Raw genomic sequence first — 25,370 nt, 5'->3', positions numbered from 1 at the left:
TGCGGCGCCGGCGGCATGGCAGAACCGGCCACACTGATCTGAAGATATATGGCCGTAACGGCATGGTGTCGCGACAGTTGATATGATGAACTGAGCGCCGGTGTAATGACCCGGCTTCATGCAGCGTGGACCGCCTGGCCTCGAAAAAGGACTGCGTTGGCATGTCGGACGTGCATGGACTGAAAGACATTAAGGCAAAGCCGCTGATCGTCCAGCCGATGTGGGATCGGCTGGATGTCGCCGTCATCGTCACCGACCGGAACCTCGCCGCTCCGGGTCCGACCATCCGCTATGTCAACCGAGCCTTCACCCGTCTGACCGGCTATCGTGCCGACGAGGTGATCGGCCGGTCCCCCCGTTTCATGCAGTGCCCCCGCACCGACAAGGCGGTGGCCGCCGCCATCAAGCAGGATCTGCTGGATGGGGAACACGCGCGCGGCACCCTGGTCAATCGGCGCAAGGACGGCAGCGAATATCTGTGCACCCTGGTCATCACCCCGCTGATCGGCCCCAGCGGCGAGACCGAGCATTTCATCTGCGTGGCCGGCGACCTGAAGGAGGACTGCTCTCCCTCCGCGGTCCAGCGGCTTTACGACGAGCTTGAGCAGGCGCAGACGCTGGTCGAGGATCTGGAGCGGCGCCAGCAGGAGGCGGACGAGACCATTGCGCAGCTGCGCAAGGAACTGTTCACCGCAAACGGACGATACCGCGAAACGCTGTCGCAGTTGGAAGCGGTACAGGAAAGGCTGTCGCTGCGGGAAAACGCGCTGGACAGCCGGACCAGGGAATTCGACCGGTCCGACACCGAACTTCAGGCCTCCCTGGAAGAACTGCGCGCAATGGACGAGGAACTGCGCCTCTCGCTGGAGCAGGTGGAGGAGGCCAACGCCCACCTCGCACGCTCCAACGAAGAACTGACGCGTCTGCGCGCCGCCGATGCCGACAAGCTGCAGCTTCTCGGCTCGGCCAGCCATGACCTGCGCCAGCCGGTGATGTCGATGGGGCTATTCCTGGACGTGCTGCGCCACCGGCTGGGTGACGGGGAGCAACCGATACTGGGCGGACTTCTGGCCGCGCACCTGTCGATCCGCACCTTGCTGGACGGCATGCTGGACACCGCGCGGCTGGACGCCGGGGCATTGGAACCGATGATCGAGCCGCTGTCGATGCGCGACATGCTGGAGGCGATCCAGGGTGAGTTCACGATCCAGGCGGAGATGCGCGGGCTGCGCTTCCGCGTCATGCCCTGCAGCGCGGAGGTGTTCAGCGACGCGCAGCTTCTGGAGCGAATTCTGCGGAACCTCCTTGCGAATGCGCTGAAATACACCAACTCCGGCTCGATCCTGCTGGGCAGCCGCCGCTGCCGCGACGGAAAGGGGCGCAGCAGCCTGCGGATCGAGGTGTGGGACACCGGACCCGGCATCGACGAGCGCAGCCAGACCGTCATTTTCGAGGAGTTCCGGCAGCTCGACAGCCGCAACCGCGACCAGCGGCGCGGGGTCGGCCTTGGCCTCGCCATCGTCGCGCGGCTGGCCCGCCAGCTCGACCACGAGGTCGGCTTGCGGTCCTGGCCGGGCCGGGGCTCCGTCTTTTCTGTCACGGTGCCGCTTGCCTGATAGGCCCGCCCGACGGCGCAGGTTCGGGGGAAACCGCAGAGGTTGATGTTGCAGGAAAGGATAATGCGCACAACAGCCGCTTTGCCACCTTCGGTTCGCTGACCTCTCATCCCCATGCACCCCATGGATATCCGCATGGGAAGGTTCATCGCGGCGGTGGCTTGGAACTAGAGTTTTGCTTTCGCCCCGCTTAGCAGGCGGGAGTTGGTGCCTTTGATCGATGAAGAGGAACAAACGTGGATCATCACGCGCAGCACGCCCATGGTTCCGCAGAGCTGAACATGGTGTCTGACCGCCGGACATCGTCCGACGATCCCCTCAAGTTCCTGATCGTCGACGATCATGCGCTGGTCCGCTATGGCCTGTCCCTGGCCCTGCGGCAGCGCTATCCGGACGTCGTGATCGTGGAGGCGGGATCGCTGGCCGAGGCCATGCGCAAGGCACGGTCGGAACGGGACCTCACCGCCATCCTCTACGACCTGCAGATGGGCGACAGCGACGAGCACAGCGGCCTGACCGACATGCTGGATGCCGCCGGCGACGTGCCGCTGATCGTCGTCTCCGGGGCGACCGACGGCAACGTCATCGCTTCCTGCATCCGTGCCGGTGCCCGCGGCTTCGTCAACAAGGGCTGTGAAGGGGCGGTGCTTGACCAGGCGCTGCCCATCGTGCTGGAGGGCGGCATCTTCGCCCCGGCGCCGCCCACACCGCCCGATGGGCAGCGGGTCCGGATTGCGCTGGCTTCTGCCCCCGCCCAGGCGCGTAGCGAAAACGACGCCGTCAGCAGCCTGACCGAGCGCCAGCGCGAGGTGCTGCGCCTCCTGCTGGAAGGCCAGTCCAACAAGGAGATCGCCCGCGCGCTCGGCGTGCTGGAGGGCACCATCAAGGTGCATCTGCGCACGGTGATGCAGCGGCTGGGCGTGCGCAACCGCACCCAGCTGGCGCTGGCCACCATGAAGGCCGGGATCAAGCTGCAGTCCTGAACGGGCTCGTCTATTGCGGTGTCGGGCCGATGCCGCGCTGCTGGGCGGCGTCCAGCAGGCTGACCAGTTCGCCCGACACCCACCAGCGGCAGCGGCGGCGTTCCTCGGTCGCGACGGTGACGACGCGCTCGATCAGCCTGTTTTCCGCGGCGTTCAGTTCGCGGCCGTCGCGCAGCGCCCGCTCGGCGATGGCCAGCAGCGTCTTGTCGATGGCCGTCACCTCGATGGGATAGCCGGTCTCTTCCGCCAGTTCGCACAGTTCGGCCATGGCCGACAGCGCATCCTCGCGGCCATAGGCACCGATCTGCCGGAACAGGCCGGCCAGATGCTCGCCGATCGCCGTCAGCCAGGGGTTGGTCGAGGCGGCGATGCCGCGGCGGCGAAGCCGGTGGTTGAAGCCGTTGATGAAGCGCACCGGGTCGATCAGCGGCCGGGCCGAACTGCTGGCGTTCAGCGTCAGCAGGCGGTGGCTCAGCACCGGCACCACCTCTCCCTCCACCAGCCCGGTCACCCGGCCGACGGCGGCGGACACCGCCGCCCAGTTGCGCCCGCCGCGCTCGACGCCGAAGCCCTGCAGCGCGTCATACCAGCGGAAGGCGCGCTCCTGCAGCCGGTCCACCGTCTCGCCGGCGGTCAGCTGCGGCGGGGCGGGGCGGCCGAGATGCAGGTCCTCCAGCTTCTGGCGCAGGCATTGCCAGGCGAACTGCACATGACCGACCGCCGCCTCGACCAGGGCCGGGTTGGGCGACAGGCCGTGGAGCGCCAGCGCCTGGTCGGGATCGCGCGATCCGTTGATCAGGGCGAGCGCGTAGTGCATCGCGCCCTCCGCACCACCGCCCGTGGCCGCGCCGCGCTCCGCCATCTCCGACACCATGTGCAGGACGCCGATGGTGTCGCGCGGGCGGATGGCGCCCTTCCACAGCGGGGCATGCTCCAGCATGGAGTCCAGCATCGCCAGATCGCCGAACGACAGCGGCGCCACCCCGGTCAGCCCGCGCTTGCGCAGCAGGGTGATCCGCTCCGCATTGGCGGTCGCCAGCAGCGGCCCGGCCGCGCCGCGCCGGCGCAGGATCTCCAGCGAACTCACGCGAAGCTCCTCCGCCCACCCCGCCGCGGCGGGGGAGGCGAGGACGGCATCCAGCGGATGTTCGCTCGCCCGGTCGGCGATGTCGGACTGGACCCGCCCGGCAAGGTCGCGCAGATGCGGCAGCAGGGCGAACCACCAGGCGCTGGCGTCGACCACATGCATGCAGCCCGGCGGCCGGCTTTCCGCCAGCATCAGCGCATCGGTGCGCAGCATCACCGGGTCGAACCAGCCGGTCCAGATGCGTCGGGCATGTTCGGTGCGCGGGCCGTTCAGCATGGCGACGATCAGGCGGCCGACCTCCACCGTCATCTGGTCGTCTTCCAGATGGCCGGCCTGCACCAGTTCGAACAGCTTGGACTTCTGCGCCCGGTCCAGCGGGGCCAGGATCGCCTTGACCTTGTCGAGGCTGACGGCTGCCGGATCCGGTTCCACCGCGTGGAGCGGCACGGTCTGAAGGGAGGCGCTGCGGTTGGGGCGGCCGGCCATGGCGTTCACGGGCGCTGCTGAGTCGCGGCAATTTTAGGTACTGGCACCAATGATTGCTACTGGTATGTCGTGACATATTCTGTCGAGCTGTGTCGGGGCTGTAGAATGCCCGCGGTTTGCGGCTTTTCGCCACCGGTCGGCGGCACATGAAACGAGATGTATCAAATGCGGCCTAAATTTATTTCATTTAAGCGCTAAATCGCTCCTTCACACCCGACGGTCGTAGACCCATTATTCGGGAAGGCCACGCGTCCAGCATCAAGGCGCCCCGATGATTCCGCAGAAACTCGCCGACACGAACCCCAGGTTGTTCCCCGTCATGACCGAAGTCGACACCCGGAAGGCCGAACAGGTCGTTGACGACTTCGTCGCCCGTCTGGCCGTGGCGAGCCTGCCCGATGGCGAGCGCGCCGCGGTGTGCGAGGCGGCGCTGAAACGCCTGATGGGCCACCTGATCGAACGCGAAGGCTGGCTGGCCGAGGAATTCGCCGCTGCCGCCCGGTCGCTCGGCGCTTACTGACCGCTTATACATTTCATGGGCCGCCCGTCCTCTCCAGGACCGGCGGCCTTTCGTGTTTCCGGGGGGAGGGGGCCAATCTCCCTCTCCCCGCTTTCGGCGGACCGGAGGTCCGCCTGTCGCGTCAGCGCAAACGTAGTTTGCGCGTGAGCGGGGGAGAGGGGACTTCTCACCGTTCGTTGAAGCTGTCGGACAGGGCGAAGTAGATCGGCTTCAGCAGATATTCCAGCAGCGACCGCTCGCCGGTGGGCAACTCCACCTGGGTGGTCATGCCGGGCAGGACCGGGTGCTCGACGTCGTCGCGGCCGACATGGTTGCGGCTGAGCGCCACGACCGCCTTGTAGTAGGGGCGTTTCTGCTCGTCCAGGAAGGTGGAGGCGGAGATGCGCTGCAACGTGCCGGTGATGGCGCCGTAGCGGGCGAAGTCGTAGGTCAGCACCTTGACCGTCGCCTCCTGCCCGACCTGGAGGTGGCCGACGTCGCGCGGGGTGACATGCGCCTCGACCGTCATCTCGTGGTCGACCGGGACGATCTGCATCAGGACGCCGCCCTCCGGCACCACGGCGCCGATGGTGTTGACCCGCAGATCCTGCACCAGCCCGCGCACCGGCGACGGCACGGTCAGCCGCTCGGCGCGGTCGTCCAGCTTGGCGCGGGCCTCGCGCAGCTGGGCGATCTCGGCGGTGACGGTGCCCATCTCGGTCACGGCGTCCTGCGACAGCTTGGCCGACTGGTCGAGGATGCGGTTGCCGGCCTCGGTGATCGCCTGCTGGGTGGCGATGATCTGGCCCTCGATCCGCCGCTGCTCGCCCATCAGCCGCGACTGCTCGCGCTGGGTTTCCAGCGACTGCAATTTCGACGACAGCCCCATGGACTCCAGCCTGTTGCGGATGTCGACCGATCCGGTGATGAAGGTGATCTGGTCCTTGATGTTGGCGAGCTGCCCTTCGTACAGAGCCAGTTCGGCCTCGCGCTGCGACACCTGGGCCTGCAGCACGGCGATGGCGGTGTCGCGGGCCTTGCGCTGGGTGTCGTAGATCAGGCGCTGGTCGGCGATCTGCGTCTCCTTCTGGGCCTCCGCCTGCGGCGTACCGGGGCCGGCGGCGCGGGTGAAGTCCGGCTCCCGCCCGGCGGCGAAGGCGCGCAGCCGCTCCGCCCGCAGCTCCAGCGTCAGCAGGCGGGCGTTCATCTGCTCGCGCTCGGCCTGGACCTGCTTGGGGTCGAAGACGATCAGCGGCTGGCCGGCCTCGACCAGATCGCCCTCCTTGACCAGGATGGCCGACACGATGCCGCCCTCCAGATGCTGGACGACCTGGGAGTTGCCGGACGGCACCACCTGTCCGGCGGTGACGACGGCCTCCTTGACCGGCATCAGCGTGGCCCAGGTCAGCAAGGCGGCCAGCAGCAGGACCAGCACGACGATGGTCGCACGGACCAGCGACAGCGTCGCATCGTCGGCGCTGAGCGATTTGCCGGTGGGGCGGGCGAGGTCTGAAGCGGCCATCTGCGGTTCACATTGAAAGCGGAAAGGAAGGAGCGAAACGGGTCAGCGCTGCGGCGTGGCGGCGACGCCGGGCGGGCGCTGCAGCCCGATCCCGCCAAGCAGTGCCCCGGCGATGCCGTTGGCGACGCTGCTGCCGCCGCCACCCGGACCAACCGGCCGGGGACCGGGCAGGCCGCCGGCCGGGTTGGCGGGTGCGATCATGCCGGCATCCATGGTCAGCACCGTGTCGGCCAGCGTCAGGTGGCTCGGCCGGTGGGTGACCAGGAAGATGGTGCTGTGGCCGCGCAGCGCGGCCAGCGCCGCGTGCAGGGCCTTGTCGCCCTCGAAATCCAGCCGGCTGGCCGGCTCGTCCAGCAGCAGGATGCGGGGGCGGCGGATATAGGCGCGGGCCAGGCAGATCTTCTGCGTCAGGCTGGGCGACAGGCGCAGCGACTGGTTGTCGCCGATGCGGGTGTCCAGCCCGCGCGGCAGCGCCTCCACCTCGTCCAGCGCGCCGGCCAGCGACAGCGCCCAGCGCAGCTCGGCCTCGTCGGCGGTCTGGTCGGCGAAGCGCAGATTCTGGGCGATGGTGCCGTAGAACAGCGAGCTGGCCTGCGGCACATAGCCGATGGACTTGCGCAAATCGACCGGGTCCATCTGGCGGATGTCGACGCCGTCGATCCGCACATTGCCGGCCTGCGGCGCGTAGAGCCCCAGCATCACCTTCAGCAGCGACGACTTGCCGGCACCGTCCGACCCGACGATGGCGACGATTTGTCCCGGCTTGACGGTGAAGCTCACGCCGACCAGCGCCGGATCGGCATCGTTGCGGTATCGCAACGACACGCGGGAGAAGGAGACCTCCCCCTTCAGCTTGCGCGGCTGCAGGGTGGCGCAGCGCGGCTCGCGCTCCGGCCGGATGCTCATCAGGCCGTTGATCTGGCGGGCGTTGGCGCGCAGCTGCTCGATGCGCGGCAACATGGAGACGGCGGTCTGCAGCGGCACCATCACCCGCCACAGCAGCATCATCGACGCCATCAGCGCGCCCGGCGTCATGGAACCGGCGAAGACCTGCATGGCGCCGACGCCGACGGTGGCGAGCCCGGCGACCGGCACCACCAGCCCCGCCAGCGCCGCATGGGTCGCCGACAGGTTGGCGGCGGTGTGGCCCGACCGCGCGGTGCGGGCGGACAGCCGGTCGTAGCGGTCGCGCCAATGGGCCAGCCCGCCGATGGCGCGCAGCGCCGGCATCTTGGCGACCATCTCGACGAAGAATTCCTGCCGCTCGGTATCGGCGCGCGCGGTGGTGCCGGTGCGGGCGCGCACCATCGGGTGGACGGCGGCGCCGATGGCTGCGGTCACCAGCACAGCGCCCAGGGGCACCAGCGCCAGCGGTCCGCCCAGCAACGCCATCACCCCCAGGTAGAACAGGGCGAAGGGCACGTCGAACAGGGCCGCAACCTGCCCCTGGCTGATGAAGTCGCGGATCGATTCCAGGTCCTTCACCCGGGCGATCTGCGTGCCGATGGCGGCGCGCTCGCTCAATCCGACCGGCAGCATCAGGATGCGCTCGATGGTGGCGTTGCTGATGCTGCGGGCGATGCGCGAGCCGGCATGGGCCAGCGCGCGGCCGCGGATCTGGCGCAGGGCGAAGTCGCCGGCGATCACCAGGAACGCGCCGACGGCGATGGTCGCCAGCGTGTCGAAGGATCCGGTGCCGATGACCTTGTCGTAGATCGCCATGGTGAAGAGCGGCGCGGCGACGGACAGCAGGTTGATGACCGCGCTCAGCCCCAGCACCGCCCACAGCAGCGGCAGATAGGCATGGATGACGGTGCCGACCCAGTTCTGGTTGCCGGCGCCGGCCGCCGCCTCCAGGGGCGTGAAGACATAGGCGGTGCCCTTGCCGAAATTCAGCATCACCGTCTCGCGCGACCGGCCGCTGAAGGCGGTGACGCCGTCGGCATCGGCGGACAGCAGCGTGTAGATGCCGCCGTCGCGGGCTTGGAAAAGGCAGGGCAGCAGCGACGGCTCCGGCCGGCCGAGGTCGAAGCGCAGGCTGCGCCCCTCGAAATGCAGGCGCTGGAGCACGTCGCACAGCTCCTCCACCGTCTGCACCTCGGAGAAGTGGGGCAGGGCCTCGGCCAGCGTCTGCGGCGCGCCGCGCCAGCCCAGCGCGTCCAGCAGCGGGACCATGCAGGCACCGACCGCCGACGCTTCGGCCAGGCGGCGGCGCAGGATGTCGCCGTCGTCGTGGGCGGCACGGATCGGTTCCGCATCGGCCTTGGCCTCCGCCTCGTCCGCCGTGGCCGCGGCGGCGGCGACGAGGACCGGCTGGCCGCCAGCGCTTCCGGCATCCGGGTTGCGGGTGACGGCACGGCCGTCGACGATCTGCACCACCCGGTCGGCCAGCGACAGCAGCGACGGACGGCTGGTGACCAGCAGGATGGTGACGCTGCCGCGCAGCTCGTCCAGCGCGCGGCGGAAGGCCTTGTCGGACTCGACATCGAGGGAGGAGTTCGGCTCGTCCAGCAGCAGCACCGCCGGTTCGCGCACCAGCGCGCGGGCAAGGCAGATCAACTGGCGGGCGCCGCGCGGCAGCGCCTCCTGCGAGGCGTCGCCGACGATGGTCTCATAGCCCTGCGGCAGGCTGGCGATGCGGCGGTCGAGGCCGAGGCGGCGGCAGACCTCCATCGCCAGATCGGCCCGGCCGGGGTCGAACAGGGTCAGGTTCTGCAGGATGGTGCCTTTGAACAGCTCCGGATGCTCGCCGACATAGACGACGCCGCCGATGCCGATCATGGCATCGGCCTCGCTTGTGGCGCGCACGCCGACCCGCACCTCGCCCGAATCCGGCCGCAGAACGCCCAGGATCAGGCGCAGCAGCGTGGTCTTGCCCGAACTGTTGGTCGCCACCACGCCCAGGAACTCGCCCGGCCCGACGCTCAGCGACAGGTCGCTCAGGATCTCCGGTCCACGGTCATAGGCGAAGCGGACCTTGTCCATCTCGATGGAGCCGGGGGCCAGCGCCATGCCGACCTCGCTGCCGGACTTGCCGTCCCCTTGCGGCGCCGCGGCACCGTCGACTCCGACCTCCAGCAGGACATGGCCGATGCGGCGCAGGGCCAGCGACACCGACTGGTAGCGGACCCAGCGGTCGAACAAGGCCTGCACCGGCTGAACGCAGCGTCCGGCCAGCATCGAGCAGGCGGTCAGCACGCCGGTGGTCATCGCGCCGTCGATCACCGACACGCTGCCCAGGATCACCACCAGCATCATCGTCGCCTGCGCCAGCGTGGCGGCGACGACGGAGGCGGAGCCGCTGAGCCGGGCGACGGTGAAATCCTCCTCGCTGCAGCCCTGCTGCAGGCGTTCATGGCGGCGCAGCAGACCGGCCTCGGCCCCCAGCCCCTTCACGGTATGGACGCCGGCCAGGACCTCGCTGATGAAGTTCAGGCGCCGTTCCTCCAGCGTGTGGCGGCTTTCCAGCGCCCGGCGCATCCGCCGTCCCAGCACGGCGCCGACGATCAGGAACAGCGCCAGCACCGCCACCGGGATCACCGCCAGCCAGCCGGCCAGCAGGGCGATCAGCCCCAGGTAGAGAACGGCGAAGGGGATGTCGATGGCCGACTGCAGCGCCTGGCCCGAGTAGAATTCCCGCACCATCTTGATGGCGCGGTAGACCTCGAAATGGGTGCCGATCCCCTGTTGGGAAAAGGCGTTCAGCGGCATGTGCATCAGCCGGTCGATCAGCGACGCGCTCGACCGATGCTCGATCCTGGCACCCATCCAGGTGGTCAGCGCCGAGCGCGCGACGCGCAGGATCGCCTCCATCACCGCCGCCGCCCCGCAGCCGATGCCCAGCAGAAGCATGGTGCCGTAGGACTCGTTCGGCAGGATGCGGTCGTAGACGTGCAGCAGCGTCACCGGCAGCGCCAGCGCGAAGATGTTCAGCGCGAAGGATGCCAGAACCAGCATCGCCCGGTCGCGGCGCGGCCCCAGCATGCCGGACAGCAGGCGCCGGGCAGCCTTTTCGGCCGCCCGGTCGTTGCCGGAGGACGCATTGGCCGTGGCGGTGCGCGGTGCGGTACGGATGGTGGACGGGGCTGCGGACTGCAAGACGACCAACCTGTTCACGGAGTTAACCGGGCGCTAATCAACACCATAATTGCTAGTGATAGGTAAATCCGCGAATAGCAACAAAAGGCAACCGAGTGACAAAAGGTGTTGCGCCCACCCCTTTCGATGCTGCGTGAAAGGGGAAAGAAACAAAGTGATTTCAATGGGTTCCTTCGACGTCGCATCGCCGCCGCAAGGGGCGCGCGGGGGATGCTTCACCGTCTAAGATGTTGAAACTCATCACAGGAAGTTTCTTATCACAAGCAAGTCAGAGCGCTAGAACCTAGGGTCGTGACGAGTGGCGTGGTGCGAGTTCGCATCCCTCTTATGGAGCGGTCCGATGGCTGAGGAAGCGGTTCAAGGCAATGTCCCGGCGGTCGACGATCGTCAGATCCTGGACGATCTGACCCTCCTGCAGCAGGTCGACGGCACCCGGCTGGGCGGCGTCATCCATGAGGCGAGCAGCGTCCAACTGCAGCGGCCCGACGACACGCTGGGCTATGTCCAGACCGACTATCGCGGCGCCGAGGATCTGATGGTCGGCGGTGCGGTGCAGACCGGCGAAGTCGTTGGCGAGTCGGTTGCGGTCGCCACCGACCGGGCGGTGAACGCGCTGCTGCTGAACGGCGATGTCCTGCGCACCGAAGGCACCCGCGGCTCGGGTCCGGCCGGCCCCGAAGGCTCGGGCCCGTCGGAGGGGGAGAGCCGCGAGGCCGCAGGCACCTCGGTGGAGCGGGCGGAGCTGCTGTCCAACGCACGCACGACGACCACCTACAACGAACTCGCCGTCGCGCTGCCGGACATTCCCGTGCCCGAGACGCCGGAGCAGGTGATCGACGACGGGACCGTCCCCACTGCCGATCCCGTCACCTTCCTGGATGCCGCCGCCACGCCCGACCTTACCGCCGCGGCCACGCCGGCAGCGGTGTCCGACACGCCCAGCCTGACGGTGAACGGCGTGTCGGGCGACGAGGACACGGCCATCGCCCTCAACATCGCCGCCGCCCTGACCGACACCGGCGGGACGGAGGTGTTGACCGTCACCCTGTCGGGCATCCCGGACGGTGCGGTGCTGCGCGACGGGTCCGGCGCGGTGCTGACGGTGGTGAACGGCAGCATCGTGCTGACCTCCTCGCAGCTTCCCGGCCTGACGCTGACGCCGCCGCCCGACAGCGGCGACAGCTTCTCCCTGACCGTGACCGCCACCAGCACCGACGGCAGCGCCACCCCCAACAGCGTCACCGCGACGCTGCCGGTCACCGTCAATCCGGTCTCCGACACGCCGACGCTCAGCGTCGCGGCGGTGACGGGGGCGGAGGATACGGCGATCCCGCTTTCCATCAGCCCGGCCCTGACCGACACCGACGGATCGGAGACGCTGAGCGTCACCATCGGCGGCATCCCGGACGGGGCGGTGCTGACCAACGCGGCCGGAGAGACGCTGACCATCTCCGGCGGCTCGATCACCCTGACGCCGGCCCAGCTGGCCGGACTGGCAATCACGCCGCCGCTGAACAGCGACGCCGACTTCACCCTGACCGTCACCGCGACCAGCCGGGACGGCACCGCCGCTCCGGCCAGCACCAGCATGCCGCTGACGGTCACGGTGACTCCGGTGACCGACACGCCGACGTTGACGGTCGGCGCCGCGTCCGGCAACGAAGACACCGCCATTCCGCTGACGATCAGCCCGGCCCTGACCGACCTCGACGGCTCGGAATCGCTGAGCATCACCATCAGCGGCATGCCGGGCGGCGCGACGCTCAGCGCCGGCACCCGCAATGCCGACGGGACCTGGACGCTGACCCCGGCCCAGCTGTCCGGCCTGACCATCACGCCGCCGCAGAACAGCGACGTGGACTTCACCCTGACCGTCACCGCCACGGCCAAGGACGGCACCGCCGACCCGGTGTCGGTGACCCAGACGCTTGCCGTGGCCGTCGCTCCGGTGTCGGACACACCGACGCTCACCGTCCAGGCGGCGGCCGGCGACGAGGACACGGCGATCGCCCTGACGATCGATCCGGCCCTGACGGACACGGATGGATCGGAAACCCTGAGCATCACCATTGCCGGGATTCCGAACGGGGCGGTTCTGACCAACACGGCCGGCGAGGCGCTGACCATCTCCGGCGGCTCGATCACCCTGACGCCGGCCCAACTGGCCGGTCTGAAGATCACCCCGCCGCAGAACAGCGACGAGGACTTCACCCTCACCGTCACGGCCACGTCCAAGGACGGCGATGCCTCAACGGCGAGCACCAGCGCCCCCCTGCTGGTCACCGTCAATCCGGTGTCGGATACGCCGACCCTCACCGTCAGCGATGCCCAGGGCAACGAAGACACCGCCATCCCGCTGACCATCAGCCCGGCCCTGACCGATACCGACGGGTCGGAGGCGCTGACGATCTCCATCGCCGGCGTTCCGGCCGGGGCGACGCTCAGCGCCGGTACCCACAATGCCGACGGTACCTGGACCCTGACCCCGGCCCAACTCGCCGGCCTGACGATCACCCCGCCGTCGAACAGTGACGTGGACTTCACCCTCACCGTCACCGCCATCGCCAAGGACGGTGTCGCCACCGAGGCGACCAAGAGCGAGACCCTGCGCGTCACCGTCGATCCGGTGACCGACACCCCGACCCTGACCGTCACTGCCGCGAGCGGCAACGAAGACACCGCCATCGCGCTGGCGATCAACCCGGCGCTGACCGATGTGGACGGCTCCGAAACGCTGAGCATCACCATCAGCGGCATCCCCACCGGCGCCACGCTCGCCAATACGCTGAACGGTACGCTGACGGTTACCAATGGCACGATCACGCTGACCAAGGATCAGCTTGCCGGCCTGACCGTCACGCCGCCGACGAACAGCGACGGCGACTTCACCCTGACCGTCACCGCCACGGCCAAGGACGGCACTGCCGACCCGGTATCGGTGACCCAGACGCTGCCGGTGACCGTCAACCCGGTGTCGGACACCCCGACGCTCACCGTTTCCGCCGCCCAGGGCAATGAAGACACCGCCATCGCGCTGACGATCAGCCCGGCGCTGACCGACACAGACGGCTCGGAATCGCTGAGCATCGTCATCGCCGGTGTTCCGACCGGCGCGACGCTCAGCGCCGGCACCCACAATGCCGACGGCACCTGGACTTTGACTCCGGCCCAGCTGTCCGGCCTGACGATCACGCCGCCGTCGAACAGCGACGTCGATTTCGACCTGACGGTGACCGCCGTCGCCAAGGACGGCGTCGCCGCCGAGGCGACCAAGAGCGAGACCCTGCGCGTTACCGTCGATCCGGTGACCGACATGCCGACGCTCTCCGTCACCAGCGCCCGCGGCAACGAAGACACCGCCATCGCGCTGACGATCAACCCGGCCCTCACCGACACCGACGGTTCCGAGACGCTGAGCATCGTCATCGGCGGCATCCCCGCCGGTGCCACTCTCGGCAACACGGCGGGAGACGTGCTGACGGTCACCAACGGCTCGATCACGCTGAGCAAGGATCAGCTGTCCGGCCTGACGATCACCCCGCCGTCGAACAGCGACGTCGATTTCGACCTGACCGTCACCGCCATCGCCAAGGACGGTGTTGCCGTCGAAGCGACCAAGAGCGAGACCCTGCGCGTCACCGTCGATCCGGTGACCGACACCCCGACGCTCACCGTCACCAGCGCCCGAGGCAACGAAGACACCGCCATCGCGCTGACGATCAACCCGGCGCTGACCGACACCGACGGCTCGGAAGCGCTGAGCATCGTGATCTCCGGCGTTCCGACCGGGGCGACGCTCAGCGCCGGCACCCACAATGCCGACGGCACCTGGACTCTGACCAAGGAGCAGCTGTCCGGCCTGACGATCACCCCACCGTCGAACAGCGATGTCGATTTCGACCTGACCGTCACAGCCATTGCCAAGGATGGTGTCGCCACCGAGGCCACCAAGAGCGAGACCCTGCGCGTCACTGTCGATCCCGTGACGGACACGCCGACGCTGACCGTCACCAGCGCTCGCGGCAACGAAGACACCGCCATCGCCCTGACGATCAACCCGGCGCTGACCGACACCGACGGTTCGGAAGCCTTGAGCATCGTCATCTCCGGCGTTCCCACAGGAGCGATCCTCAGCGCCGGCACCCACAATGCCGACGGCACCTGGACCCTGACTCCGGCCCAGCTGTCCGGGCTGACCATCACCCCGCCGTCGAACAGCGACGTCGATTTCGATCTGACCGTCACCGCCATCGCCAAGGATGGCGTCGCCGTCGAGGCCACCAAGAGCGAGACCCTGCGCGTCACCGTCGATCCGGTGACCGACATGCCGACGCTGACCGTCACCGATGCTCGCGGCAACGAAGACACCGCCATTGCGCTGACGATCAACCCGGCGCTGACCGATACCGACGGTTCGGAGACGCTGAGCATCCGGATCACCGGCATCCCCACCGGCGCCACGCTTGGAAACACGGCGGGCGACGTGCTGACGGTCACCAACGGCTCGATCACGCTGACCAAGGCCCAGCTCGCCGGCCTGACGATCACCCCGCCGTCGAACAGCGACGTGGACTTCACCCTCACCGTCACCGCCATAGCCAAGGACGGCGTCGCCACCGAGGCGACCAAGAGCGAGACGCTGCACGTCACCGTCGATCCGGTGACCGACACCCCGACGCTGACCGTCACTGCTGCGCAGGGTAACGAAGACACCGCCATCGCCCTGGCGATCAACCCGGCGCTGACCGACACCGACGGCTCCGAAACGCTGAGCATCACCATCAGCGGCATCCCTTCCGGCGCCACGCTCGCCAATACGCTGAACGGTACGCTGACGGTTACCAATGGCACGATCACGCTGACCAAGGATCAGCTTGCCGGCCTGACCGTCACCCCGCCGTCGAACAGCGACGGCGACTTCACCCTGACCGTCACCGCAACGGCCAAGGACGGCAGCGCCGATGCGGTGTCGGTGACCCAGACGCTGCCGGTGACCGTCAATCCGGTGTCGGATACGCCGACGCTGAGCGTCTCCGCCGCCCAGGGCAATGAAGACACCGCCATTGCGCTGTCGATCAGCCCGGCCCTGACCGACACTGACGGTTCGGAAGCGCTGAGCATCGTCATCTCCGGCGTTCCCACCGGCGCGACGCTGAGCGCCGGCACCCACAATGCCGACGGCACCTGGACGCTCACCCCGGCCCAGCTGTCCGGGTTGACGATCACGCCGCCGTCGAACAGCGATGTGGACTTCACTCTTACCGTCACCGCCGTAGCCAAGGACGGCGTCGCCGCCGAGGCGACCAAGAGCGAAACCCTGCGCGTCACTGTCGATCCGGTGACCGACATGCCGACGCTCTCCGTCACCAGCGCCCGCGGCAACGAAGACACCGCCATCGCGCTGACGATCAACCCGGCGCTGACCGACACCGACGGTTCGGAAGCCTTGAGCATCGTCATCGCGGGCGTTCCCACCGGTGCGGTTCTCAGCGCCGGCACCCACAATGCCGACGGGACGTGGACCCTGACTCCGGCCCAGCTTGCCGGCCTGACCATTACGCCGCCGTCGAACAGCGACGCCGATTTCGACCTCACCGTCACCGCCATAGCCAAGGACGGCGTCGCCACCGAGGCAACCAAGAGCGAGACCCTGCACGTCACCGTCGATCCGGTGAGCGACACCCCGACGCTGACCGTCACCGCCGCGCAGGGCAATGAAGACACCGCCATCGCGCTGGCGATCAGCCCGGCCCTGACCGATCTGGACGGCTCTGAAACACTGAGCATCCGGATCACCGGCATTCCCTCCGGCGCCACGCTCTCCAACACGCTGAACGGCACGCTGACGGTCACCAACGGCTCGATCACGCTGAGCAAGGATCAGCTTGCCGGCCTGACCATCACGCCGCCGTCGAACAGCGACGTCGATTTCGACCTGACGGTGACCGCCGTCGCCAAGGACGGCGTCGCCGCCGAAGCGACCAAGAGCCAGACCCTCCGCGTCACCGTCGATCCGGTGACCGACACCCCGACGCTGACCGTCACCGCCGCGAGCGGCAACGAAGACACGGCAATCGCGCTGGACATCCGGTCCGCCCTGACCGATCTGGACGGTTCGGAAAGCCTGAGCATCGTCATCGCGGGCGTTCCCACCGGCGCCACGCTCAGCGCCGGCACGCACAACGCCGACGGCACCTGGACGCTGACCCAGGCGCAACTGTCCGGCCTCACCATCACGCCGCCGCACGACAGCGACGTCGACTTCACGCTGACCGTCACCGCCACGGCCACCGACCGCGGGCTTTCCCCGGTCTCCGTGCAGGCGACGCTGGCCGTCACCGTGGTGGCGGTGGCCGACACGCCGACGCTCGACGTGACGCCGGTCACCTACGACCTCGCGACCGGCCAGAACAACACGCTGACCGGCACCGCCGGCAACGACACGCTGTCGGGCGGCGCCGGCAACGACACCATCCGGGGCGGCGCCGGCGACGACGTGATCTACGGCGACGGCACCGGCACCTTCACCACCGCCCTGACCATCACCCCCGCCGTGACGGACGTCGACGGATCGGAGTCGATCTCCAGGGTGACGATCTCCGGCGTTCCGGCCAATGCGACGCTCAGCGCCGGCACCCGCAATGCCGACGGGACCTGGACGCTGACCCAGGCCCAGCTGTCCGGCCTGACCCTGACCGCCAAGGAGGGGGACAGCAACACCCCCATCACCCTGACCGTGGTCACCACCTCGGAAGAGCGGGAGAACGGAAGCACCGCCGACAGCGCCACCAAGACCCTGACCATCCAGTTCACCAACACGCCGAAGGGCAACGACAGCCTGGAGGGCGGCGACGGCAACGACACCATCGTCGGCGGCGCCGGCAACGACACGCTGTTCGGCGGGGCAGGCGACGACAGCCTGGACGGCGGCGCCGACAACGATCTGCTGGCCGGCGGCCTTGGCAACGACACCATCGACGGCGGGACCGGCAACGACACCGTCACCTATGCGGACTCGGCCACCTCGGTGAACGCGAACCTCGCGACCGGGGTCGGCACCGGCGAGGGCAACGATGTCCTGCGGAATCTGGAGAATGTCACCGGCTCGGCTTTCAACGACGTCATCACCGGCAACAGCGGCGGCAACGAACTGCTCGGCGGCGGCGGCAACGACACCATCACCGGCGGGGCAGGCAGGGACACCATCCATGGCGGGGCCGGCGACGATCTGTCGATCTTCACCGTCGGCACCGACGGCGGCACCTCGTCCAGCCCGGAACTGCAGGATGGCGATGCCGGTATCGACACCTTCCGGGTGATGCTGACCGGTTCGCAGCTGTCGAACGCATCGATCCTGGCCGACCTCCGCACCCTGCGCAACCGGATCGAGGCCGCCGCCGCCGATCCCAACGCCGCGACCAACAACGCCGACGTTTCGAAGGCCGCCACCCTGAGCGCGCTCGGCATCAAGGTGGCTGATTTCGAGAAGCTGGAACTCTATGTCGACGGCCAGCCGGTCGATGTCCGCACGGCGCTGAACTACGCCCCCACCGCGACGGCGGACAGCACCTCCACCCGCGAGGATCTTGCGGTCAACGGCCGGTTGGGCGCCACCGACCAGGACACGCTCAACGGTCGCACCGACGACACGCTGACCTTCAAGGGTCCCGGCGACAACGGCCAGCCGGTGCGCCTGGCCCACGGCACGCTTGTGGTGAATGCCGACGGCACCTTCACCTACACCCCGGACGCCGATTTCAGCGGAACCGAGACCTTCTCCTTCACGGTGACGGACGCCTATGGCGGCACCTCCACCGCCACCCAGACGATCCAGGTCACCCCGCAGGCCGACGCCATCACGCTCTCCACGCTGACGGCGCGCGGCGACGAGGACGCGGCCGGCGGCATCGCGCTCGCCCCGACCATCACGCTGAGCGACGTCGACGCCGCCAGCCCGGAACGGGTGGAGAGCGTCACCCTGACCATGGCCGCCTCGCAGCAGGACGCGGCCGGCGCCAAGCTGTACGTGAACGGCGTGGAACTGACCCGCAGCGGTCCCGATGCCTCCGGCAACTACAGCTGGACCATCCCGACCACGGCCCTGACGGCCGGCGGCACGGCGGGGACCTGGACGGTCCAGGGCCTGACGGTCGTCACCGCCCACAACTCCGACGCCGATCTCAATTACACGCTGACGGTCGGAACCATCGACAGCACCAGCGCCGGGACGGCGCGCGGCACCCAGACGGCGACCGGCACCATCACCGTCGATGCGGTGGCCGATGCGCCGACGGTAACCGCCGCCGCCGCCGCGACCGACGAGGACAGCTCCGTCGCGCTGACGATCACCCCGGCCCTGACCGACACCGACGGGTCGGAGAGCATCGGCTACGTCACCATCTCCGGCGTTCCGGCCAATGCCAGTCTGAATTTCGGCAGCGTTCTCAGCACCCAGAGCGACGGCAGCAAGACCTGGAAGGTGGATGCGGCCGATCTGCCGAACCTGCGCCTGACGCCGCCGCACGACTTCTCCGGCACCATCACCCTCAGCGTCACCGCAACCTCGGTGGAGCGGGAGAACGGCTCGACCGCCGTGTCGGCGCCGGCGACCCTGTCGGTGACCGTGACCGGCGTCGCCGACGCCCCCATCGTCATCCCCACCGCGGCCACCGGCAACGAGGACAGCGCCATCCCGCTGACCATCGACGCCCACCTGTCCGACGTGACCGGGGAGACGCTGGACCACATCACCATCACCGGCGTGCCGGAGGGGGCGACGCTGTCCGCCGGCACCCACAATGCCGACGGCAGCTGGACCCTGACTCCGGGCCAGTTGAACGGCCTCAGCTTCACGCCGCCGCTGAACTATTCCGGCACGGTGACGCTGAAGATCACCGCCACCTCGGTGGAGGGGACGACCACCGCCACCTCGGCGCAGCAGTCGCTGGCGGTGACCGTCAACGCGGTCGCCGACACGCCGGTGCTGTCGGCCTCCGACGCGGTGGGGCGCGAGGACACCGCCATCCCGCTGTCGGTGGTCGCCGCCCTGACCGATCGCGACGGTTCGGAAAGCCTCAGCATCCTGGTCGGCGGCGTGCCGGCCGGGGCGACGCTGAACCACGGCCATTACGACGCGGGCCTCGGCAAGTGGGTGCTGACCCAGGCCGACCTGACCGGCCTGACCATCACCCCGCCGGCCAACTCCAACACCGGCTTCGACCTGACCTTCACCGCGCGGGCGACGGAAAGCTCCAACAGCTCCATCGCCGATGCGGCGGCGATGACCGTCCATGTCGATGTGCAGGGCGTGGCGGACGTGGTGACGCCGAACGGCACGCTCACCGCCCGCGGCAACGAGGACACGGCGATCAACCTCCGGCTCGGCGATCTGGTGATGGTCGACAATGACGGGTCGGAACGCCTATCGCTGGTCGTCAGCAACCTGCCGGCCGGTTCCTGGCTGTCGCTGGCGGCGGGGCACGAGAGCGGGCTGGTCTATCTCGGCAACGGCCGCTGGTCGGTCGATGTGGCGTACCGCAACGAACTGACCCTGACGACCAAGCAGGACTTCGCCGGCACGATCACGCTGAAGGTGGACGTCATCACCACCGACAGCAACGGCGCGCCGATCATCACGGTGAACGGCGTGACCTCCGGCGGCACGCTGAAGGACACCCGCGACCTGACCGTCACCGTCGACCCCAAGACGGACGAGCCGGTCGTCTCCATCGGCGCCAGCGGTCTGGAGGACGCCGTCGGCGGCATCCCGCTGACCATCTCCGCCCTGACCGGCGACAGCGACGGGTCGGAGCACATCTCCTCCATCGTCATCTCCGGCCTGCCGGCCTGGGTCACCCTGACCAGCACGGACGCCGGCGCGCTGACCGACAACCATGACGGCAGCTGGACCGTCGATCCGGCCAAGCTCGGCAATCTGCGGCTGAACGTGCCGGCCAACAACGCCGACGACTTCACCATCACCGTCAAGGTGACGGCGGTAGACGGCACCGACAGCCTGACCAAGACCTACACCCCGACCGTCACCGTCACAGCGGTGGCCGATGCGCCGGTGTCGCATGCCGCCGACGGTTCGGCAGTGGCCTACCATGTCGACGACCGGACGGTCGCCGGCGTACCGGACGGTCTCGTTCTCGACCTGAACGCCTTCCTGCAGGACACCGACGGTTCGGAAAAGCTGGCGGTCACCATCTCCGGCGTGCCGAAGGGCACAGTGCTGTCACGCGGCCTCGACAACGGCAACGGCACCTGGACGCTGACCGCCGAGGAATATGCCAAGGCGCTGGACGAGGGCGGCCTGAAGCTGACCGTCAAGGACGCGCACGCCGCCGGAATCACCCACAGCGTGTCGGGCACCGTCGACACGGCCAGCGTCACCCTGACGGTCAATCCCTACAGCATCGAGAGCGAGGGCGACCGCAACACCAGCGTGTCCGACAGCTTCGTGCTGAGCTGGACCACTTCGACCACTTCGACCGGCGGCGGTTCCACCGATCCGGGCGGCTCGAACGGGGGGAACAATGGCGGCGGCACCAGCCCGCCCCCGCCACCCCCGCCGCCGCCGCCGCCGCTGGACCCCAGCGTCGGCAGCGATCGGCCGGTGGCCGTAACCACCGCCGAGGATACTTCGGTCGCGCTCGGCCTGAGTGCCGGCTTGGCGAACTGGCAGGACGTGTCGACCGTCACTCTGTCGGGCATTCCGACGGGAGCCGTCCTGACCAACACGGCCGGCGACACGTTGACCATCGTCAACGGCTCGATCACGCTGACCAAGGCCCAGCTGACGGGGCTGTCGCTGACGCCACCCTCCAACAGCGACGCCGATTTCACGCTCGGGCTCGATGTGGTTTCGGGAACCAACGCCCACACCAGCCTGACCCAGGCGGTGACCGTCACCGCCGTCGCCGACAGTCCGCTGCTGACCGTGCAGGCCGCCTCCGGCAACGAGGACACGGCCATTGCGCTGGACATCACCGCCGCGCTGGCCGACACCGACGGGTCGGAGGTACTGGCCAGCATCGTCATCGAAGGGGTGCCGTCCGGTGCCTCGCTGTCGGCCGGCTATCTGGACTCCGCCACCGGGAAGTGGGTGCTGACCCCCGACCAGCTGTCCGGGCTGAAGTTCACTCCGCCGCACGACGCCAGCGGGACCTTCCAGCTGACGGTCACCGCGGTCGCGCGCGAAATCAGCAACGCCGACCGGGCGACCACGACGAAGACGCTGGCGGTCGAGGTGGCGCCGGTCAGCGACGCCCCGGCCATCAGCGCCAGCTCCGTCACCGCGCAGGAGGATCACGCCGCCAGCCTGTCCATCTCCGCCGCCGTCACCGATCTGGTCGGCACAGGCGAGGTGATCACCGCGCTGAGGGTCACGGTCCCGGCCGGCTTCACCCTGTCGGCCGGCACCTCGCTCGGCAACGGGGTCTATGATCTCACCGGCCTGTCCGCGCAGGATCGCGCGGCGCTGACGCTGACGCCGCCGGCCAACTATGCCGGCACGGTGACCCTGACGGTCGAAGCGGCCGCCCAGGACGGCTCCGCCACGCCCGCCTGGTCGACCAAGACGCTGTCCGTCACCTACACGGCCGCCGCCGACGCGCCCGCCGTCACCGTCCATGACGCGACCGGCGCGGAAGACACGCCCATCGCGCTGGACGTGTCGGCCAGCCTCGTCGACACAGACGGGTCGGAGACGATGGCGGTCATCCTGTCGGGCCTGCCCGAGGGCGCGGTTCTGAACCACGGCTCCAACAACGGCGACGGGTCCTGGACCCTGAAGCCGTCGGAGCTGTCGGGCCTGACCGTCACGCCGCCGCGCAACTATTCCGGCGGCATGGATCTGACGCTGACCGCCACCAGCCTGGAAAGCTCCAACAAGGATACGGCCAGCACGACCGCCAACATCCATGTGAATGTGACGGCGGTCACCGACGCGCCCACCGTCATCGTCGCCAACGCGTCCGGCAGCGAGGATGCGCTGATCGCGCTGAACCTGACGGCGGCGCTGGTCGACACCGACGGGTCGGAGACGATGGCCGTCACCCTGTCCGGCCTGCCGGCCGGCGCGCTGCTGGTGGATGCGAACGGCAACATTCTGACGCCGACCGCCGGCTCGGTCAGCCTGACCGCCGCCCAGCTGTCGGGCCTCAAGCTTCAGCCGCCGGCCAATGCCGGCACCGACTTCAACCTGACCCTGACCGCCACCACGACGGAGACTTCGACCGGAGCCACCGCGACCACCAGCCAGCTGTTCCGGGTCAGCGTCGATCCGGTCGCCGACCAGCCGATCCTGACCTGGGCGCCGATCACCGGCACCGAGGATACCGCCGTGCCGCTGAACCTCGCGGTGGCGCTGGCCGACACCGACGGTTCGGAGCGGCTTGGGCTGCTGACCATCACCGGCGTGCCGACGGGTGCGACGCTGTCTGCCGGCACCCACAACGCCGACGGCAGTTGGACCCTGACTCCGGCCCAACTCAACGGCCTGAGCCTGACGCCGCCGGCCAACAGCGATGCGCCGATCAGCCTGACCGTCACCGCCGTCAGCATCGAATCCAATGGCAGCACGGCGACCAGGGTCGTCACCGTGCCGATCACCCTGAACGCCGTGTCGGACATGCCCACCCTGTCCGTCACCGCCGCCGGCGGCAACGAGGATACGGCGATCACGCTGGCGATCACCCCGGCGCTGACCGATCTCGACGGGTCGGAGACACTGACCGTCACCATCGCCGGCATTCCCGACGGTGCCCACCTGTCCAACGCGGCGGGCGACGTGCTGACGGTCACGGGCGGGTCGATCACGCTGACGGCCGGGCAATGGACCGGCCTGGCGATCACGCCGCCGCCCAACAAGGGCGACAACTTCACCCTGACCGTCACGGCGACCGCCACCGACGGCACCGCCACGCCGGTCAGCACCAGCGCGACGCTGCCCGTCACGGTGACTCCGGTGACCGATACGCCGACCCTCAGCACGCCGGCGGTGACCGGTGACGAGGACACCGCCATCGCGCTGACGATCACCCCCGCCCTGACCGACCTGGACGGATCGGAGACGCTGACGGTCACCATCGCCGGTATTCCGGCCGGCGCTCATCTGTCCAACACGGCGGGAGACGTGCTGACCGTTTCCGGCGGCTCCATCACGCTCAACCCCGGCCAGCTTGCCGGTCTGGCGATCACGCCGCCGTCGAACGACGACCATGATTTCACTCTGACCGTCACCGCCACCGCCAGGGACGGCAGCGCCGCCCCGGTCACGGTGACCTCCACCCTGCCGGTGACGGTCAACCCGGTGTCCGACGCTCCGACCCTGACCGTGGCCGCGGCGACGGGCGACGAGGATGCGGCGATCCCGCTGACCATCACCTCGGCCCTGACCGACAGTTCGGAGCTGCTGAGCATCACCATCGCCGGCGCTCCGGCCGGTGCGACGCTCAGCGCCGGAACGCACAACGCCGACGGGACCTGGACGCTGACCCCGGCCCAGCTTGCCGGCCTGACGATCACGCCGCCGCTGAACGACGACGGTGACTTCACCCTGACCATCACCGCGACCTCGACCGACGGCACGGCCGCCCCGGCCTCCGTCGTGGCGCAGCTGCCGGTCACCGTCCGCGCCCTGTCCGACGCGCCGACCCTGCAGGTCGATCCGGCATCGGTGGCGGAGGGCGGCACGGTCGCCCTGTCGATCACTCCGGCCCTGACCGACGCGTCGGAGACGCTGAGCGTCACCATCGCCGACATCCCGGCCGGCGCCACCCTGTCGAACACGGCAGGCGATACGCTGACCATCGTCAACGGCTCGATCACGCTGACGCCGGCCCAACTGGCCGGGCTGGCGATCACGCCGGCCCACGACAGCGGCAGCAGCTTCACCCTGTCGGTCACCGCCACTTCGACGGACGGCACCGCCACGCCGGCGACCGTCAACAAGTCGCTGGCGGTGACGGTGACCCCGGTCGCCGACACCCCGACGCTGACCACCCCCGCCGTGCACGGAAACGAGGACACGGCGATCGCGCTGACGATCACCGCCGCCTCCACCGACAGCGACGGGTCGGAGACGCTGACGGTGCGGATCACCGGAATGCCCGACGGCGCCAGCCTGAACCACGGCACCCACAACGGCGACGGCAGCTGGTCCCTCGCCGCGTCGGATCTGGCCGGCCTGACCTACACCCCGCCGGCCAACGCGCATGGCACGGTCGATCTGTCGGTCACCGTGACCGCCAAAGACGGAACCGACACCGCGGCGGTGACGCAGACGCTCAGCGTCACGGTCGATCCGGTGAACGACAAGCCGACCCTCGCCGCCGCCCATGCCACCACCGTCATCGCCGCGGACGCCACCGACCATCCTGCCGTTGCCGCCGACGCGACGATCACCGATGTGGACAGCAGCGTCATGTCCGGCATGTCGATCCGCATCGCCGCCGGATCGCAGACCGGCGATGCGCTGAACCTCGACAGCCTGACCATCGACACCGATCCGTCGACCGGCCGCCGGACGGTGTCGGGCACCGGGATCGAGGTCAGCTGGGACGACGGCAATCACCAGCTGTCCTTGTCGGGCAGCGCCTCCACCGCGACCTATACCGACATCCTCCAGCATCTGGCGCTCAGCCCCAATGGCGGCGGCGCCCGGACGCTGGAGGTGACGGTCAGCGACGGTCAGGGACTGTCCAGCGATCCGCTGGCGGTGCAGGTGCTGGTTTCGGCCGATGCGACGATGACCGGCAGCAGCGGTGCCGACATCCTGCATGCCGGAAGCGGCACGACCAGCATGTCCGGCGGCGCCGGCGACGACCTGTTCATCTTCGCCCCGCGCGACGGCAACCTGACCATCGACGGCGGGGTGGGCTGGACCGACGTGGTGGAGGTCGGCGCCTTCGTCGCCAATGCCGGCGCCAACTGGCTGCAGCAGTTGGACGGGCACGCCTACACCATGGACCCGTCGGGCCACGGCCTGACCTTCAACCAGGAGACGACCGTCACGCTGGAGGACCAGAACCATCACCAGCTGGTGCTGCAGAACATCGAAAGGCTGACGTTCTGA

General features: G+C 69.0%; 7 protein-coding genes. 4 read left to right on the top strand and 3 right to left on the bottom strand.

The annotated features are described in order from the left end of the window. Positions 1-161: 161 nt before the first annotated feature. Together B9N97_RS09535 and B9N97_RS09530 are read left to right on the top strand one after the other, a co-directional pair. Positions 162-1,616: a PAS domain-containing sensor histidine kinase gene (locus tag B9N97_RS09535; protein ID WP_085085710.1), complete on the top strand. Its 1,455-nt coding sequence runs from the start codon at positions 162-164 to the stop codon at positions 1,614-1,616. A gap of 281 nt (positions 1,617-1,897) precedes the next feature. Continuing rightward, on the top strand, positions 1,898-2,599 hold the full coding sequence (locus B9N97_RS09530) for a LuxR C-terminal-related transcriptional regulator (protein ID WP_085086679.1): 702 nt from the start codon (positions 1,898-1,900) through the stop codon (positions 2,597-2,599). A 10-nt stretch (positions 2,600-2,609) separates the two neighbouring features. Here B9N97_RS09530 and B9N97_RS09525 read toward each other — a convergent pair whose 3' ends face one another. Next, positions 2,610-4,172 carry a hypothetical protein gene (locus B9N97_RS09525; protein ID WP_085085708.1) on the bottom strand — a complete coding sequence of 521 codons (1,563 nt, stop codon included), beginning with the start codon at positions 4,170-4,172 and terminating at the stop codon, positions 2,610-2,612. Between the two features lie 319 nt (positions 4,173-4,491). Between B9N97_RS09525 and B9N97_RS09520 the strand changes: the two genes are divergently transcribed. Next, positions 4,492-4,692: a hypothetical protein gene (locus B9N97_RS09520; RefSeq protein ID WP_085086677.1), complete on the top strand. Its 201-nt coding sequence runs from the start codon at positions 4,492-4,494 to the stop codon at positions 4,690-4,692. Between the two features lie 166 nt (positions 4,693-4,858). Here the strand turns inward: B9N97_RS09520 and B9N97_RS09515 are convergent, their stop codons facing one another. Then, the gene (locus B9N97_RS09515; RefSeq protein WP_085085706.1) at positions 4,859-6,193 is read right to left on the bottom strand and encodes an HlyD family type I secretion periplasmic adaptor subunit; all 1,335 of its coding nucleotides are present in this window, start codon (positions 6,191-6,193) and stop codon (positions 4,859-4,861) included. A 42-nt stretch (positions 6,194-6,235) separates the two neighbouring features. After that, the gene (locus B9N97_RS09510; RefSeq protein ID WP_244560636.1) at positions 6,236-10,291 is read right to left on the bottom strand and encodes a peptidase domain-containing ABC transporter; all 4,056 of its coding nucleotides are present in this window, start codon (positions 10,289-10,291) and stop codon (positions 6,236-6,238) included. A 340-nt stretch (positions 10,292-10,631) separates the two neighbouring features. On the opposite strand from B9N97_RS09510, the gene B9N97_RS09505 reads away from it, so the two are divergent. Then, positions 10,632-25,370: a tandem-95 repeat protein gene (locus tag B9N97_RS09505; protein WP_085085704.1), complete on the top strand. Its 14,739-nt coding sequence runs from the start codon at positions 10,632-10,634 to the stop codon at positions 25,368-25,370.

Origin of the sequence: Azospirillum oryzae (genome assembly GCF_900177515.1) — a bacterium.
Lineage (GTDB): Bacteria > Pseudomonadota > Alphaproteobacteria > Azospirillales > Azospirillaceae > Azospirillum > Azospirillum oryzae_A.
The sequence above is the reverse complement of the archived record's forward strand: the minus strand, read 5'-3'. Positions and strand labels throughout refer to the sequence as shown.